21 protein-coding genes are annotated in these 14,380 nt (G+C 63.9%); 8 read left to right on the top strand and 13 right to left on the bottom strand.

The annotated features are described in order from the left end of the window. Positions 1 to 12 precede the first annotated feature (12 nt). From B9D87_RS02050 to B9D87_RS26945, 4 genes are all read left to right on the top strand, one after another. Complete coding sequence (locus B9D87_RS02050; protein ID WP_040631405.1) at positions 13 to 192, top strand: hypothetical protein; 180 nt, start codon at positions 13 to 15, stop codon at positions 190 to 192. 561 nt (positions 193 to 753) lie between these two features. Further along, a complete protein-coding gene (locus B9D87_RS02045; RefSeq protein WP_238553485.1) occupies positions 754 to 1,131 on the top strand; it encodes a hypothetical protein in 378 nt (125 codons plus the stop codon). A gap of 304 nt (positions 1,132 to 1,435) precedes the next feature. Next, positions 1,436 to 1,624 carry a hypothetical protein gene (locus tag B9D87_RS02040; RefSeq protein ID WP_007774712.1) on the top strand — a complete coding sequence of 63 codons (189 nt, stop codon included), beginning with the start codon at positions 1,436 to 1,438 and terminating at the stop codon, positions 1,622 to 1,624. Between the two features lie 162 nt (positions 1,625 to 1,786). Continuing rightward, a complete protein-coding gene (locus B9D87_RS26945; RefSeq protein ID WP_157373235.1) occupies positions 1,787 to 1,936 on the top strand; it encodes a hypothetical protein in 150 nt (49 codons plus the stop codon). A gap of 58 nt (positions 1,937 to 1,994) precedes the next feature. Here the strand turns inward: B9D87_RS26945 and B9D87_RS02035 are convergent, their stop codons facing one another. Both B9D87_RS02035 and B9D87_RS02030 read right to left on the bottom strand, forming a co-directional pair. After that, entirely contained in the window at positions 1,995 to 2,294 is a 300-nt protein-coding gene (locus B9D87_RS02035; RefSeq protein ID WP_007774714.1) for a hypothetical protein, read from the bottom strand. Between the two features lie 77 nt (positions 2,295 to 2,371). After that, positions 2,372 to 2,833, bottom strand: a complete 462-nt coding sequence (locus tag B9D87_RS02030) for a universal stress protein (protein ID WP_007774716.1) — start codon at positions 2,831 to 2,833, stop codon at positions 2,372 to 2,374. 115 nt (positions 2,834 to 2,948) lie between these two features. Here B9D87_RS02030 and B9D87_RS02025 point away from each other — a divergent pair, with 115 nt between their 5' ends. Both B9D87_RS02025 and B9D87_RS02020 read left to right on the top strand, forming a co-directional pair. Then, on the top strand, positions 2,949 to 3,248 hold the full coding sequence (locus B9D87_RS02025) for a hypothetical protein (protein WP_007774727.1): 300 nt from the start codon (positions 2,949 to 2,951) through the stop codon (positions 3,246 to 3,248). A 110-nt stretch (positions 3,249 to 3,358) separates the two neighbouring features. After that, positions 3,359 to 3,880, top strand: coding sequence for a hypothetical protein (locus B9D87_RS02020; RefSeq protein ID WP_007774729.1), 522 nt, complete (start codon positions 3,359 to 3,361; stop codon positions 3,878 to 3,880). 47 nt (positions 3,881 to 3,927) lie between these two features. Here the strand turns inward: B9D87_RS02020 and B9D87_RS02015 are convergent, their stop codons facing one another. After that, positions 3,928 to 4,296, bottom strand: a complete 369-nt coding sequence (locus tag B9D87_RS02015; RefSeq protein ID WP_007774731.1) for a VOC family protein — start codon at positions 4,294 to 4,296, stop codon at positions 3,928 to 3,930. Between the two features lie 63 nt (positions 4,297 to 4,359). On the opposite strand from B9D87_RS02015, the gene B9D87_RS02010 reads away from it, so the two are divergent. Further along, the gene (locus B9D87_RS02010) at positions 4,360 to 4,812 is read left to right on the top strand and encodes a MarR family winged helix-turn-helix transcriptional regulator (RefSeq protein ID WP_007774734.1); all 453 of its coding nucleotides are present in this window, start codon (positions 4,360 to 4,362) and stop codon (positions 4,810 to 4,812) included. Between the two features lie 3 nt (positions 4,813 to 4,815). Here the strand turns inward: B9D87_RS02010 and B9D87_RS02005 are convergent, their stop codons facing one another. The 3 genes from B9D87_RS02005 to B9D87_RS01995 form a co-directional block, all read right to left on the bottom strand. Continuing rightward, positions 4,816 to 5,316 carry an Rv2253 family sensor-like surface protein gene (locus B9D87_RS02005; protein WP_007774736.1) on the bottom strand — a complete coding sequence of 167 codons (501 nt, stop codon included), beginning with the start codon at positions 5,314 to 5,316 and terminating at the stop codon, positions 4,816 to 4,818. Positions 5,317 to 5,387: 71 nt separating this feature from the next. Next, positions 5,388 to 5,579 carry a hypothetical protein gene (locus B9D87_RS02000; RefSeq protein ID WP_007774738.1) on the bottom strand — a complete coding sequence of 64 codons (192 nt, stop codon included), beginning with the start codon at positions 5,577 to 5,579 and terminating at the stop codon, positions 5,388 to 5,390. A gap of 336 nt (positions 5,580 to 5,915) precedes the next feature. Then, the gene (locus tag B9D87_RS01995) at positions 5,916 to 6,479 is read right to left on the bottom strand and encodes a nuclear transport factor 2 family protein (RefSeq protein WP_007774740.1); all 564 of its coding nucleotides are present in this window, start codon (positions 6,477 to 6,479) and stop codon (positions 5,916 to 5,918) included. Positions 6,480 to 6,617: 138 nt separating this feature from the next. On the opposite strand from B9D87_RS01995, the gene B9D87_RS01990 reads away from it, so the two are divergent. After that, complete coding sequence (locus tag B9D87_RS01990) at positions 6,618 to 7,265, top strand: TetR/AcrR family transcriptional regulator (RefSeq protein WP_040631671.1); 648 nt, start codon at positions 6,618 to 6,620, stop codon at positions 7,263 to 7,265. A 105-nt stretch (positions 7,266 to 7,370) separates the two neighbouring features. On the opposite strand, the gene B9D87_RS01985 is transcribed toward B9D87_RS01990, so the two are convergent. The 7 genes from B9D87_RS01985 to B9D87_RS01955 all read right to left on the bottom strand — a co-directional run bounded on the left by B9D87_RS01985 (position 7,371) and on the right by B9D87_RS01955 (position 14,355). After that, positions 7,371 to 8,747: an LLM class flavin-dependent oxidoreductase gene (locus B9D87_RS01985; protein ID WP_007774744.1), complete on the bottom strand. Its 1,377-nt coding sequence runs from the start codon at positions 8,745 to 8,747 to the stop codon at positions 7,371 to 7,373. A 75-nt stretch (positions 8,748 to 8,822) separates the two neighbouring features. Beyond that, positions 8,823 to 9,869: a DUF7064 domain-containing protein gene (locus B9D87_RS01980; RefSeq protein ID WP_040631673.1), complete on the bottom strand. Its 1,047-nt coding sequence runs from the start codon at positions 9,867 to 9,869 to the stop codon at positions 8,823 to 8,825. Further along, positions 9,866 to 10,621, bottom strand: a complete 756-nt coding sequence (locus B9D87_RS01975; protein ID WP_238553492.1) for an SDR family NAD(P)-dependent oxidoreductase — start codon at positions 10,619 to 10,621, stop codon at positions 9,866 to 9,868. Before B9D87_RS01975 ends, B9D87_RS01980 begins: the two co-directional genes overlap by 4 nt. A 14-nt stretch (positions 10,622 to 10,635) precedes the next feature. Next, complete coding sequence (locus B9D87_RS01970) at positions 10,636 to 11,850, bottom strand: sulfotransferase family protein (protein ID WP_101896829.1); 1,215 nt, start codon at positions 11,848 to 11,850, stop codon at positions 10,636 to 10,638. Then, the gene (locus B9D87_RS01965) at positions 11,847 to 12,710 is read right to left on the bottom strand and encodes an SDR family NAD(P)-dependent oxidoreductase (RefSeq protein ID WP_007774756.1); all 864 of its coding nucleotides are present in this window, start codon (positions 12,708 to 12,710) and stop codon (positions 11,847 to 11,849) included. Before B9D87_RS01965 ends, B9D87_RS01970 begins: the two co-directional genes overlap by 4 nt. Positions 12,711 to 12,751: 41 nt before the next feature. Beyond that, positions 12,752 to 14,119, bottom strand: coding sequence for a cytochrome P450 (locus B9D87_RS01960; RefSeq protein ID WP_007774759.1), 1,368 nt, complete (start codon positions 14,117 to 14,119; stop codon positions 12,752 to 12,754). Next, on the bottom strand, positions 14,116 to 14,355 hold the full coding sequence (locus tag B9D87_RS01955; RefSeq protein WP_052002562.1) for a ferredoxin: 240 nt from the start codon (positions 14,353 to 14,355) through the stop codon (positions 14,116 to 14,118). The genes B9D87_RS01960 and B9D87_RS01955 overlap by 4 nt, the downstream gene beginning before the upstream one ends. Between the last annotated feature and the right edge of the window lie 25 nt (positions 14,356 to 14,380).

Genomic DNA, 14,380 nt, shown 5'->3' with positions numbered 1-14,380 from the left:
GAGAATGCCCGCGTGAGAAGGAACCCTCTGTACAGCCCAGTGTTCTTCGCAGTGATGGCTGCGCTATTGCTGGCGCTGTTCGTGGTAAACGTCATCCACGGCACGTGGCTGGGCTTGATCAGTACTGGGGGTCTCGCTGTGTTGATGGGCTATAACGCCTACCGGGCCTGGTTCGGCAAGCGCCGAACATAAACCAGCAATAGCGGCGATTCGCAGCCAGCTGCCCACTGCATGATCCGCGGCCACCCGACTTTCAACGCCGCGACCCGCGACTCGAAGCTGGCCACCCGGCCTGGCGCCCGGCCATCGGAGCAGCCGCGACGCTCAGCGCCGCATCACATCGAGGCAGCAGCCGGACAGCTGGCCCGTCGAGAAGAGGAATTAGCAGCTACTGGGACTATGGAACCCCGGCCCCAATGACATGCGACGCTTAATCACCAGACGCACCGATGTGACGCCACAAGTGACGGCAACAGGATGACGAAGACAAAAGCTCGCGAATTGCTCGACGTGTTCGCTGCTCTGTTGGCAGCGGCTGTACTTGCCGCGTGCTCGTCGACCAATCCAACCAACCACACTGGGGCGGGCCCATCAGCCCCGTCCGGCGCAACAACCATTCCAGGAGGGCCCCTGGAACCCACACCCATCGCGCCGTCACCGAAGATCCCGAAAAGCCAACAAGAGGCCCAGGACTCAGCGCTTCGCTACCTACAGAAAACAGTCGACGGGTTGCCACCGGGCACGGTCCTCGACTTGAGCGACACCATCGGTGGCAGCAACCTCGGATGCGACGACAACTACACCGGCCCCGGCCCTGGCCCCACCGAATTTTCGTTGTTCGCCAACGTGATCGGGCCTGCAGGCGTGAAGCCGGCAGAACTCATCGCGCGCGCCGGAGAACTCTGGCGAAGCTGGGGTATCACGGTGATGGAACGCGACGGCTTTGAAAAGCCCAACCAATTCGGTTACTTCCCAGACGGATACCGGATACAAATCAAAGCGGCATATCCCCCCGAATATCCACCGACCATTGTCGCCACGTCACCATGCTTCCCCGGCGCCCTACGCCAAGATGGCCTACCGGTTCCCAAGGTGATTCGCCAAAGCCCCCCCACACAACCGTTGCGGTGATCAACAAGAACGGCGTCATGGCGGCCAGGGATGCTGATGCACCCATCTAATTGGTGGCGCCCGCTTGCCGCCAAATCCTCTGCAGTGCAATCACTCTGGTGGTTTCCCCGGGCCTCAGCCCACGCACCGCGATTGAGTGAGGCAGTGCCGAGTGGCATCAAACACCATGCGCATACGGCCCTGGCTTTCCGGCTGCATACTCGCAGACCATTGCGCACGTGACCCGCCCAGGAAATACCTGGCGGCGTGGGCAACCTGTCCTAGCCTGCTAGGTGTACTTGCCTTCTGAGCTAGGAGCACGCGAATGCCATCGGAGTACTGGGTAGACGAGGAGTACTGCGAGCTGTGCGGCGGCCCCGTCGCGGTCTACATGAAGCAGGACGACGCGCATGGCGGTGCTCCCCTGCCGGTAATCGCGCAGCGGGCCCTCTGCCTCAAGGGCTGCGTGGGTCAGGTGCTGTCGCCCGAGCGCATGATGGATCTCGGCGCGTAGCGACGAGGTTGGCTCAGACGTGCGGCAGCCAACGGGTCCCCTGTTGTGCGATGACGAACAAGTGAAGTAGTGCACTACTCGTGCCCGCGGCCGGGATCGCGGAAACGATCTAGTCATGAAATCCAACCTTGCACCGGCCGACCGGGGCCACAGACCGGCATCGTGGTCTCCGTCATCGGGCGGCAGTACGTTGACGGGCACGCCGAGTGCCAGGTCGTCATCGACTGTCCCGATACCCCGATCATCGCGCCGGCCGAAGCCCGGAAGCTGGCCCACGCGTTGATCGCCGCGGCGGACGCGGCAAACGGATGACTTGGTGCGCCCACGCCCGGCCGACACTCGAGGGGCTCGACCGGTCGCTTGGATGCGCCTACGGGCGCTCTTCAATCACGCACTGAACGATGCCGCTGGCGAAGGACGGGTCGAATCCCATGTGGGACACCCGTTGGGCCTCGGCGGCGGGTGACACTCCGGAGTCGAGATCTTGTTCGATGACTCCGACAAGCTGCAAGTTTTGCGGGTCATGTCCCGACATCGGTTCAGTCATCTTTCCCACGCAGCGCCGGTAACCACTGAAGTCGGCGTGCGCGGCCGCGACCGTCAGCGTCGCCGGTGCGCTGAACAATACGGCGATCGCGGCACCGATCGCGGCGGCGGAGGTGAGACGCACGTCACATGATTACCCAACGATGACGCCCGACAATCAGCAAACATTGCCGGGTCGACCCGGCCGATTACTAGCCAGGCTCAGACGTCGGTCGTGTGGACGATCAACACGTCGGTCTTGGACCGACGGGAGACGGCGGCGGGAACCGATCCGAGCAGCCGGCCGGCGACGCTGTTGAGTCCGACGTTGCCGACCACCAGCAGGTCGGCATGGGCCTCCTCGGCAAGCTGCACCAGCACGTTGATCGGGGCGCCGACGATCGACTTCTCCTCGACGTTCTTGGCCCCGACTTGGTGCGCGCGCTCCCTGGCGTCCCGCAGGATCGCGTAGTAGGGGGCCTCGCCCACCGTCCGGTAGTCCTGACCGTGGTCGCTCCCCGGCGGGATGGCGTACCGGCCGCGTTCCTCGGGGACGGGGAGATGGGCGGTCGCAACGATCAACTTCGCGCCGTGCTCCGCGGCTATCGCGGCCGCGCGCTCGACCGCGCGCAGCGAGGAGTCCGAGCCATCGGTGCCGACCACGACCGTCTGATAGGCGCTCATTTCTCATGCAGTGTAAGGCCAGCGGCGGCTCAGGAGAGGGAAAATCGGAACCGTCGTCGCGCGGACGATCCAAATTTGTGGTTGTTAAACAGTGCGAACACGGGATAATGCCCGCATGCGTTTCGTCTTCGTCACTGCGGCGGTCGCCATGGCCGTCGCCGCCCCCCTGGCGGCGCCGCCAGCCCAGGCTGACACCGGCGTCAACGGTTACGTCCAGTGCATCGGGGGCGATGCGAAGCCGCCGCCACCGGGGGTCAGCGCGGAGAATTGGTTCCCCAGCGTTCATGTGATCGACAACGACATTGCTTCTGGCATCCCCTCGTCCGAAGTCGTTCAGCGATTGATCACTATGGGAGTCAAGCCGGAGGACGCCACCACCCGGGTGCGGTGTTATCTGGCCAACCTGCCGCACTAGCTCAGACAACCCGCCCGCACCGCCGCCCCCACCCCCGCAGCCGTGACGCCGCGAACTCGCCCCCAAATCCCCGAATGCGCTATCTTCGCGCAGTGACCAGACCCGCTCACATGAGCGCATTCGCAGCGACCCTGGCGCTGACGGCGGGGTTGACCGCGCCCCACGGCACCGCCGACCCGACGTCCCAGCAGTCGCCTTTCCCGACGGGGAAATCCGGCACCAGCATCCATGTCACGGAGTACAGCACCGCGACCGCCGACGTCACGCTCAACAACGCGACCTGGGTCTCGTCCGGCTGCTCCGGCGGCGGGGGCTGCAACGTCATCGAACTTACCATCGAGGGCAAGTCCAGCGCGCCGTTCACCTACAGTCAGGCGTCCCTGACCGCCGCCTCTTCCCCGTGGCGGCAAGACCCGAACCGCGACGTCCAGGTCGGCTCGTCTTTGGTCGACTACCAGAAGATCAACAAGACGCCGCCGCTGCGCTCGGGCAGCGTCACTACCGGCCAGACCGCCCACGGATTCATCGCCTACGACAGCGACATCAAGCAGGGCGACCTGTACATCGAGTTCAACGATCCCGATGCTCCCGCGGCGCCGACCCCGCTGGCGGGCTGGAAAGTCCACACCTGAGCGTAATCACGTTGTGAACGAATTGCCTTAAGGGGCAACCGGACTCATCAGGCGCGGTCGTGCAGAGTGATCTGGTAGCCGTCGGGGTCGGCGAACGTGAACGTCCGGCCGAAGGGGCCGTCAATCGGTGCGGAGACGATGGTGTGACCGTCGGCGGCGAGAGCATCGTGAATGTCCTGGACGTCGGTGGCGTGGAGCCAGATCGCCGCACCGACGCCGGGCTGAGCAACGGATGCGAGATCGGTGCCGGGAATGACGTCGCGCAGTGCGAACGCGATCGGCTTCGTCTCGAAGACGACGGCGTGCGGCGGTCCGGCCTGCGAGCGGACGAGGCCGAGGTACCGCTCGTAGAACGCCTGCGACGCATCGAGGTCGCGCGCCTGCAAAGAGATGAAGTCGGGGCCGGTGGCGGGCATGGCAGTGCTCCTTCGGATCGTGTCAGTTTTCTGACATACATCAACCTATGTCAGAATACTGACATGAGTCAAGACGGCGTCGACCTGGATACGTCACTGGGCTACCTACTGAAAGAGGCGTCGAGCGCCCTGCGCGCGGCCATGGAGGAGGTGCTGCGGCCGCTCGGGATGAGCGTGACGCACTACTCCTGCCTCGAACTGCTGGCCCAGCGCCCGGGCTTGTCGAACTCCGAGCTCGCGCGGGGCGCGTTCGTGACACGGCAGTCGATGAATGTGCTGCTGCAGACCCTGGAACGAGACGGCTACGTGAGCAGACCCGCGCAGGCACCCGTCGGCAAGGCTCTGCCCACGCGGCTCACGCCCCGCGGCCGGCGGAGCCTGGAGAAGGCGACCGCCGCGGTCCGGTCCGTCGAAGTCAGAATGCTCTCAGGTATGACCGAGGCCGAGCAGTCGGAGGCGTTTCGGCTGTTGCAGAGCATGATTGACTGCCTGCGCGATCGCCGCGACGGCGCCTAGCGCTCACACGGGCACGGCCGTCATATCCATGTCGATGGTGCCCTGGCACGCGCCGCTCAAAATGTCGGTGTGCATAACGCCGGCCAGCGACCCGTCGGGCTGGGGCGTGTAGCGCGTCTGCGCCCTGGCCGGATTCCATTGGATCGTGGTGTCGGGCATCATGCAGTCCCACTGGAAGTCGTTGGTCTGCGACCAGGACTTGCCATCCCAGGTGAACTGCACCGGCTGCGGAACCGTCGGGTTGGTCGGCGGAGGGCCGCTGACGATGGTGGCGACGCACTTCCCGTTGGTGCAGCTCGAGCGGAGCCCGTAGGTCTCGGTGTGCTGCGTCTCCGGGTCGCCGACCGCCATGCTGGTCCCGGCCTTGGGACCCACCATGAACGTGATCGCGTACTGGCCGTTCCAGGACGGGTTGTCGGCAAGAGCCGTCGGGGAAAGCGGTAAGGCCATCGCGAGCGACAAGGCGGCTGCACCGGCCAACCCGGTCAGACGGTCTGGAGCCATGGTTCCTCCTCCGGGTCCATACCCCTCCAATAGTCATATGCCGAACCGCCGCCGACAAGGTGCTTGGCGCCTTACCAGCCCCACTCGTCGTCGTCGAGGACATCCACTGTGAGCGCGTTGTCGGCGGGGCCCTTCGTCCCGTAGGTGAAGGTGAGCATCGTGCGGTCGTCATCCAGGGGCTCAGTGGCGACGACGGTGGCGTGCCCGATCTTCATCCGGATCCGGTCCCCGGGCTGCAATTCGTCGACGCGTTTGAGGGTCACGCAAGACCCATCAGAACCAGTGATTCGCTGTCGCGCACACAGCGGTGCGGACGCCAGGCGCTCCAGCGTGGCTAAGTAGTATGTGCCGCAATAAGATACGGCCTCCCCGCTGATTTATGCCCCACGGAATGAGGATTTTTCTACTCGGAACCGGCTGCCCACGCCTCTGCTACAGCCAACAGGCTAGGCGCCCGGTCCGCAAGCACCTCCACGTTGGTCGGTATCGAGATTTGGCCGAGTTCGTCCGAATGTGCCGAAAAGGACGGTCACTGCGCTTGGGCCTCGCCGAGCGACATGCCTGTCTTCGGACTGAATCGACAGGATCCGTCCGTCTGGCTACCAGCGAGCAGGTGCGGGCGTGTCGATGGTCAGTGGGCGTTGATAGGACAGGTCGGCCCGATCTCGGGTGCCGACGAGATATCCCTTCTCGGTGAAGAACGAAGACTGCAACACTCTCGCATCGGCAATGAACATGCCCTCCACCGTCGACCGACGAACAGCGATGCGCCACTGCCCATCCCGCCGCTCGAGCCGGTCGAGGTAGCGGCCGGTGATGAACTGGGCGCTCTTGGCATCGGGGCCGATGAGCACCACGATCACATAGCTTTCGGCGTGTGCTGTGTCGCCGCCGATTTCGCACGTATGGGTGGTGATGTTGTGGGTGTGCACGCGGGAAGTCTGCGCGTGCGTGGCGTTGGCCCACGCACCGTAGGCGGGTCCTGCATTGGTGGCGTAACCGTGCTCGTCGATCCCGTCGCTGTGATACGCCGCGGCGATCAGGTCGACATCATGACGGTCGCAGCCACGCGCATGCCGCGCGATACAGTCGAGAATCTCAGTGCGGTCCAGGAGGTAGCGCACGTCCCGGTGCAGCGCTTCCAAGCTCGTATCGACGGTCATGGCTTCCTGCCTTTCGTGCCCTGCACCGAGTTCTGCAGCACCGGGCTCCATTTGCGCGAGCGTAAATCGTTACCACCATACGACTGTATAGCACTCGGTTGATGTCACAATACAAAGAACCGAATGAGCGAGGTGACCATGGCAGCATCGTCTCGGCGTATAGGCGCTGAAACGTCCAAGACGCGGGACGTTCTTCTCGACTGCGTCGAGACGTTGATGCTTGAGGAGGGGTACGCGAGCGTCACCTACCGCGTTCTGGCCACCAGGGCCGGAGTCACGCCCAGCCTCGTGCAGTACTACTTCCCCAGTCTCGACGACATCTTCGTAGCGGCGATCCGACGCTATGCCGAGCGCAACCTCGCCTTCCTCGCAGAGACTTTGGAGCGGCGCGCCGGCGATCCGCTTCGGGCGGTGTGGGAGTACAGCTGGGACGAGGCGACCGGCGCGCTGATGACCGAGTTCATGGCGCTGGGCAACCACCGCAAGTCGATTCGAACGGAGATTGCCGCGGTCACCGAGAGTGTGCGCAAGATGCAGTTGGACGCGCTCGTCGCGAAATTCGGCAAGGATGCGCGGTTCTTGGGCGACCTGTCCCTTCCGGCGTTGCAGTTGTTGATGTCGGGCCTGCCGAAGTTCCTCAACCTCGAGGAGGGCATCGGCGTGAAGTCCGCGCACGCCGAGGTGACCGAGGCGTTCGAGCGCTACCTCGACACGTTGGAGCCTGCTCCAGCACCAAAGAAGCGCAAACCCTCGTCGAGCAGGCGTCGCGCACCGAGCAAGCGCTGACTGCGGCGCGCGGCCGGCCGCCACGCGCACCAACTGGCTATTGATCGAGGCCCGTCGCAGGCTTCCCGAGCAGCACCACCACGGTTTGCGGTTCGGACGGCACGGTCATCGGCCGCAGAACATGCCGCGGTATCCGTAGGCGGGATGACGCTCGCTGATGTCGGCGCCCGTCGTTCCAAACAGCTTCTCGCGCAGGGTGCCTGGTTGGTACTCCCGTTGCATCAGACCCTTGTCTTGGAGCACCGGCACGAGGTGTTCGAAGAAATCCTCGTAGCTCTCCGGCATCAACGCGTTCATTACCTGCACGCCATCGACGCCAGCGCCCTGATACTCGGTGAGCCGCTTGGCGATGGTCTCTGGAGCCCCAACGACCATCTGCGGCAACGATAGCGAGGACAGGAAGTCCTTAACGGTCGGCTTCGAGCCTTCCGGCCAGGCATTGATAACGGCGAGGAATGCCCCGCGGATGCCGGGTATGTCGTCGATGATGTCCTCTAGCGGCGTCGACGGAGCGTAGCGCCCTAGGTCCATGCCGCTCAGGCTGGAGAAATAGGCCGTCTGGGCTTCCTGACTCCGGAATTCCTCGAGATCTCCCCACTTGCGGTAGGCCTCTTCGTCGGTCGACCCGACGATGAACATCATGCCCTGAAGGAAGAGAATGTCGCCGTCGCGACGACCGCGTTCACGGGCGAGTTTTCGGACGGTATTGACTTGCTGGGTAATGGTTTCCAGTGTCATCGCCGACAGGAACATAAGTTCGGCGTGCGCGCTGGCGAAATCCAGTCCCGCGGGTGATCCGCCCGCTTGCGCCAGCACGGGGGTGCGTTGCGGTGAGGGCTCCATGAGGTTGAATCCCTCGACGCTGTAACGCTTGCCTTCGTGGTTGATGTCGTGCACCTTTGTCGGGTCCGCGTACACGCCAGTGGAGGGATCGTTGACGACGGCGTCGACGTCCCAAGATCCTTCCCACAGTTTGTAGGTGACATCGACGTACTCCTCGGCCCAGGCGTAGCGATCCTCATGGGATGGGCTGGTGGGCAATCCGAGGTTACGGAAGGCCTTCTCGTTGGCCGATGTGACGATGTTCCATCCGATCCTTCCGTTGCTCAAACTGTCGAGCGTCGAAACGGCACGCGCGAAGACAAATGGATGGTGTTGAATGACCGAACTGGTGTAGAGGAAGCCAAGATCGGTTGTGTGGTTCGCCATTGCGGGAATCACCATGGTGCAGTCCCCGATGGGTACGTTTACCGCCATCTCGAAGATCACGTCGCGGGATCCGTTGTGTTCACCTTGTACACCAACTAAGTCGGTGAAGAAGAATGCGTCGACCTTGGCCTGTTCTGCCTTCCTGGCGAGATCTAGCCAGAGGTCGAATCCTTTGAATTCCCGGTTGCGGGCGCGCGGATGTCGCCAGATGCCGTGGAAGTTGTGACCGATCGAGTCCATCAAGAGCAGGGTGAAGATCAACCGCTTGGACATGGCGCCCCTTATCGACGACTACCTGAGAAATGCTGTACGCCTGTATAGCATACTATCGGGCGCTCCAGGCGAGAGTCAGCGAGCAAGACCTGCGAGACCGAAGATCTCGAGCGGCGGGGTCGACCGTTCTAGAGCCCCGGAGGCGGTTTCCCCGTTCCACCGATAGCGGACGCCCGCTTGATGCAACGCGGCCAGGGCATTGCCGGATCGCGGATCTCCGAGGTTGAACACCGACACGGTGGTAGTTCCCTCGATTTCCACAGTGCCCAAGGCGGATTCGAGGACTAGCGAGACGTCGTCCCCAATACGGGGTGGCGTCGATAACCATGGAGCACGCACCACCTGTGCCGGAACCAGCTCTCCGTCGCCGGTGAAGAGGTAACCCTCGTTGTACGAACCGGCGCCGTCGGGGCGCGGACGGTACGCGATGTAACCGAACCCTCGGCCGCTCGGGAATGTTGCCGATTGCTGACAATGTCCCCAGAAGCCCGCCATGTCACGCGCTCCTTGACGGCGCACACGAGTACCACTTCCGGTGAACCGATATTCCTCATGCCCGGCGCGCAGGGCGCCGACGGCGCGAAACAGCTGCTCGAACCGCGCGCCTCCCATGAACACGCCTTCCACGGACGAGTTCATGTGGCGCGCCGCCTCCTGCGACAGCGATCCATTAGCCCACGGCGGCGCTGCCATCGTAGCCTCGATGTGGAACTCGAGCCTGATCGGATCGCCCTCGAGTTCGCCGCGCAGTAGCGCGTCGGTTGTGGTCTGCAGCGCGACCCCGTCGAACGATGCCGTCGAGACCTCGAACGGTCGCACACAACGGAATTCGAGCGGGCCGGCACCGAGCACCGATGGATTGCCGTCGAGCCCGATCGGCGAGTGTCGTGCACCGGTGTCTCGAACGCGCAACACCCTTCCGTCGGCGAAGGCGACGTTCACCTGGTATTGATGTTCGGTCCATTTCGAACCGACCGCCTCAACGCCGATGCGGGGAAAGCCGATGAAACCCGCGTCGTCGTAGGCCCAGAAGCTGGCCGAGTCCCGCATCTCCGGATCCGGGGGATCGACTAGGAAGTACTCCCGCGCTTCATCGAGACCGCCGCTGAGGTCGCCGGTCATGTGCGTGGCGCGGATGCCGGCGTCGGCCACGGGGCGCGGACGAACAGACCACCGTCGAGGTGGATCAGTTGGCCAGTGATGGCGGCCGCGCGGTCCGACAGCAGGAAGGCCACGGCCTCACCGATTTCCTCGGCGGTCGGTGATCGGCCGAGGCAGTTCAGCGACGCGGCCGCCTCGCCCACAGGGCCCTCGAGCACGAACGGCAGCACGGCGTTGGCCCGAATGCCTTTTCTTCCATATTTTGCGGCGACGAATCGGGTGACGGCGTTCAAACCCGCCTTCGACACCTGGTAACCGAAACGCGTATCGCCGGCCACGATGGAGGCCGCCGACGAGGTGAAGACGAACGATCCACCGCCGTGTTCGATCATCGCGGGCACCGTGCGCCGCGCGATGCGAACAGCCGCGTTCAGGTTGACGTCCATGGAGGTGTCCCACGCGTCATCGTCGACGTCGACGGATGCTTGGCGGTTGTCGTAATACGCCGCGTTGAAGAACACCCGGTCGATGACGCCGAACTCGCACCTGGTGACGTCGAGGGCGCGCTGCACGTCCTCGTCTGAGGTGACATCGCACCTGACTGCGACGGCCTCGCCGCCGGCCATCCTTACCGAATCTGCGATGTCCTCGGCAACCTCTAGGCGACGCGCCGCCAACGCGACGCACGCGCCCTCCCGCGCGGCAATGTGAGCCGTCGCGGCACCAATCTGCGGTCCGGCGCCGGCGATGAAAAGTACACGGTTGCCATGCATCTCACCGGTCACGATCAGTCCAGACTCTCGGACGGCACGTCGAAATACTCCTGGTATCGGCGGGCCCGCTCACGCCACGTCCCCGCATCGAGACCTGTAAACGCGAAGGTATAGCGGTGGCCGCCGCGCTTGTCCTGGGGATGATTGGCCAGGAAGTCGGCCACGCGCCCACGGACAACGTCGCTGAACGGCATGCCGAATCGGTGGTAGATCTTGTCGACCGTTCTGACCTCATTGCCCACGAAATCACGGAAATTGACGTCGATCACCTTGGCAGAGTTCACGGTTCCGTCCATGCGCGCCGTGACCGACCGATCGAGTCCGTCGAGGATGTACCCGGCCCATTCGGAGGCGATCTCGTGGGGGTTGGCTGCATCGCTGGTGAGGCCGCGCAAGGTGGTGTACATCGACGTCACCGAAGCGATGATGCGCAGCGGGTCACGATGGGTCTGAACGAGTAGCGCATCGGGGTAGGCTTCGGTCAGTTCAGCCAGTGTCCATATATGACCGGGTGACTTGAGAACCCACCGGTCAGTGGGATGGCGGAATTGCAAGTGTTGCAGAAATATTCGATGCCACCCGTAGACGGAAGCGTGGTCGGCCTCGGCGAAGAGCCATCGCGCGTAGGAGGGGATGCGGTATTCGGTGGCGAACAGGATGCTGCGGAAGTCGGATGCGGTGATGCACACACATTCCTGACCCAACTGTGCACCCATCGGATGCATCCCGAAGAGGTCGGGCATCACGGCACCGACCGCGGCGATCCGTGCGTCGACGGCCTCGATGCGCGGATCAGTCGAGTAACTGGCCGTCTCCGGCGCCGGGCACGGACGCTCCACTTCCCAGGTGCGCGGTACGCGCGCGGCCGGGTCTTGGGCCAGCAGGTCGTGCAGGATGGTGGTGCCCGTGCGGGCCTGACCGATGATCACCACCGGAGGGGCGACGCCGGCCTCCGTGATGTTTGCATGAGCGTTGCGGTGCGCCACTACGCCTAGTCGGGCGATGAGCAGGTACTTCAGCTCTTTGTAGGCCGCAGCCACTCCGAGGTCGTTGAGCGCCGCCTCCGTCACGAGCGCATCTACCAGCCGGTCGAGCCCTTCGCGCCAGCCATCCTTCCCGAAATCGGCCAAGCCGGTGGCTTCCGTCGCCGCATCGATCAGGCGATCACTACTCAGTGTGTGTGCGGGTTCGCTCCGATGGCGTTGCACGTCAGGCCTTCCCGTGATCATCGCATTATGTGCGGGTATTGCTGACACGGGTGGACGTCGAACATGTCGCGGTAGGACGGTGGCCGACGCCCACCCTCGTCTTCGATGCCGTACTTGGCCGCCAGCTCTGCGCCGATCACGGTCTGGCCGCTTAGCGTCATCAACTCCGGGTCCTTGTAGAGCTCCCAGATGACATGGCCCGTTAGTTCGGGTGTTTCGGCGGTGTCGAGGATGTGTCCGAACTTCTCGGGCTTGCTCGCGATGATTTTCCTGACGCGATCGGTCAGCAGCGAGCCCATCCATATCGATACTGCGGCGACGCCGAACTCGCGCAAGTCGAAAGCCATGTCCGCGGCCATCTTGTCCGTGGCGGCCTTCGGCACGCCGTAGGCGGGGCCGAACGCGTAGTGGACCGAACCCGACGACGAGGAGAAGGCGACGAGGCCCTTGCGTTGCGGAATCATCAGTGGCGCGGCGTAAACCGTGGCCACGTAGCTGCTGCGCACTCCGACGTCCAAGGTATCGATGACGTTGAGTGGTTCCTCCCAGAACTTCGTTCGGCCCATCATCTCGTCGCGGATGATGGCCGCGTTATTCACCAGAATGTCCAGGCGGCCTTGCTCGTCGCGGATCCGGTCGAAGAGTTCTTTGACCTCGTCGTCGTTGCCGTGGTCGACCCGTACTGCGATGCCTCGGCCACCGGCAGCGCTCGCCTGCGCGGCGGTCTCGTCGATAGTGCCCGTGAGCGACGAGCCGTCGCCGCTGCGGGTCCGGCCCGTGACATAGACCGTGCAGCCGTGGCTCCCCAACGCCTTGGCGATGCCTGCGCCCGCGCCGCGGCTGGCTCCCGTCACCAGGGCCACGGTGCTGTGTTCGGTCATTGAGGTCTCCTTGTGGGCGTGTGGTCGGTTTCCGCGTGGAGTCAGTCCGCGATCTTCGCGGACTCCTTGAGTTCGGTGATGGGACGGGCCAAACCGTGTTCTTCACAGGCACGTTGCAGCCGCGGAACGGTCTCGGATACTCCCGGACCGCGGCGGCGTCCGGGGGTGAACGTAGCCGGAAGGTGCTTCAGCCCTTGGATCACGCCGATGCTGTCGTAATGCACGGTCCCCTCCGCCGCGCACTGATAGTCCGGCAGCCTGTCGAGCACTGCGGTCAGCATCGACTTGAATACCGTCCGAGCGACGTTTGAGCCTATGCACCGGTGCACACCGAGGCCAAAGCTGAAGTGACGGTTACCTTTCCGATCGAGCATGACGGCATCGGGTTGCTCGAACAAGGCCGGATCGCGATTGGCCATCGCCCACGACAGCCACAATCGGTCGCCTTCCTTGAATGTGATGCCGCCGAGTTCCATGTCCCGGGCGACGGTGCGACCGTCGCCCGGCGCGGGGGTGAAATACCGCAGGAACTCCTCGGTGGCAGGGTTCAGCAGGGTTTCACGGTCGCGGCTCAACCGCGCACGTTCCTCGGGATGCTGTGAAAGCCACTCCAGCGCGTGCGCGGTCAGGGCGGTGGTGGTGTCGAATCCCCCACCGATCAACAGGTTCAACATCCCGATCAACTCGATGTCGGGCGGCGCCTGACCGTCGAGGCGCAACTTGGCCAACGCGTCAATGATCCCGGGACGAGGCCGTTCGCGGATCTCCACCAGGTTGGCGAACAAGTCCATGCCCATCGCCATGTATTGCTCGCGCACGCGTGCCGCATCGGGGGAATCCGGCGGCGTATAGATCGATGCGTGCGCCGGCTCGTTGTACATGGCCCACTTGTCGAGCGGCACCCCGAGCATGGCCAGCGTCAGCACCGCGGGCACCACATTGGCAAGGTCGTCGACGAAATCGATGCTGCCCGACTCGATGTGATCGTCGATGCAGGCGCGCACGATCTCGTCAACGAACGGCTCCCAGCGCTTGACCGCGGCCGGTGAGAGATAGGGGTTGAGCGCCGTGCGGTAGTAGCGGTGTTCGGGATCGTCCATTTCGAGCATTCCGCCGCGAAAGTTTTCGGCCTCCAGCATCAACGGGATGGAGATGCCCTTGTACCCGCGCCGCTCGTGGTTGACATCGTGGTCATTGGATACGTGTGGGCAACGAGCGAGCTCGAAGACCTCGTCGCTGCCCGCCGCCACCCAGTGCCCGTCGTAAGTGTCCGTCCATGCGACCGGGCAACTGCGATGCATCTCGTGAGTGATATCTAGGAACTTGCTCCGGTAGTCAGCGGCATGCCGGTCGAAGTGATAGCGCGCAGCCGACGGCGCGGCGCCGGAATCGCCGTTGTCGGCGATCACAGCACCGCGCCGTTTCGCTCCGCGCGGGCGCGATCCGACGCCTCCGCGACGATCTCGATGGCCTGTTCCGGGCAGGACCTCGCCGCCTCTTGGACCACATCGCGGTACTCGCCGGCGACGATATCCGTCGCGGCGTGGGCGTGACCATCGACGTCATCGAGCTGAAAGGAATCCGGAGCGATCATGGCGCACAGCGTGTGGCCTTGGCACCGCGATCCATCTACTCGTACTCTCACGTCGTTCCTCCACGTACTCCGTTGT

The sequence above is a fragment of the Mycobacterium colombiense CECT 3035 genome (assembly GCF_002105755.1).
Classification (GTDB): Bacteria; Actinomycetota; Actinomycetes; order Mycobacteriales; family Mycobacteriaceae; genus Mycobacterium; species Mycobacterium colombiense.
Note: the sequence above shows the minus strand (reverse complement) of the source record. Positions and strands in the feature narration are given on the sequence as shown.

Excerpts from the sequence above, each read along its gene's own strand:
- B9D87_RS02020 (WP_007774729.1), top strand. The coding sequence starts at position 3,359 with ATGAGCGCATTCGCAGCGACCCTGGCGCTGACGGCGGGGTTGACCGCG.
- B9D87_RS02025 (WP_007774727.1), top strand. The coding sequence starts at position 2,949 with ATGCGTTTCGTCTTCGTCACTGCGGCGGTCGCCATGGCCGTCGCCGCC.
- B9D87_RS01975 (WP_238553492.1), bottom strand. The coding sequence starts at position 10,621 with ATGCATGGCAACCGTGTACTTTTCATCGCCGGCGCCGGACCGCAGATT.
- B9D87_RS01965 (WP_007774756.1), bottom strand. The coding sequence starts at position 12,710 with ATGACCGAACACAGCACCGTGGCCCTGGTGACGGGAGCCAGCCGCGGC.
- B9D87_RS01990 (WP_040631671.1), top strand. The coding sequence starts at position 6,618 with ATGGCAGCATCGTCTCGGCGTATAGGCGCTGAAACGTCCAAGACGCGG.
- B9D87_RS02005 (WP_007774736.1), bottom strand. The coding sequence starts at position 5,316 with ATGGCTCCAGACCGTCTGACCGGGTTGGCCGGTGCAGCCGCCTTGTCG.
- B9D87_RS02040 (WP_007774712.1), top strand. The coding sequence starts at position 1,436 with ATGCCATCGGAGTACTGGGTAGACGAGGAGTACTGCGAGCTGTGCGGC.
- B9D87_RS01995 (WP_007774740.1), bottom strand. The coding sequence starts at position 6,479 with ATGACCGTCGATACGAGCTTGGAAGCGCTGCACCGGGACGTGCGCTAC.
- B9D87_RS01970 (WP_101896829.1), bottom strand. The coding sequence starts at position 11,850 with ATGATCACGGGAAGGCCTGACGTGCAACGCCATCGGAGCGAACCCGCA.
- B9D87_RS01985 (WP_007774744.1), bottom strand. The coding sequence starts at position 8,747 with ATGTCCAAGCGGTTGATCTTCACCCTGCTCTTGATGGACTCGATCGGT.
- B9D87_RS02030 (WP_007774716.1), bottom strand. The coding sequence starts at position 2,833 with ATGAGCGCCTATCAGACGGTCGTGGTCGGCACCGATGGCTCGGACTCC.
- B9D87_RS01980 (WP_040631673.1), bottom strand. The coding sequence starts at position 9,869 with ATGACCGGCGACCTCAGCGGCGGTCTCGATGAAGCGCGGGAGTACTTC.
- B9D87_RS02015 (WP_007774731.1), bottom strand. The coding sequence starts at position 4,296 with ATGCCCGCCACCGGCCCCGACTTCATCTCTTTGCAGGCGCGCGACCTC.
- B9D87_RS02010 (WP_007774734.1), top strand. The coding sequence starts at position 4,360 with ATGAGTCAAGACGGCGTCGACCTGGATACGTCACTGGGCTACCTACTG.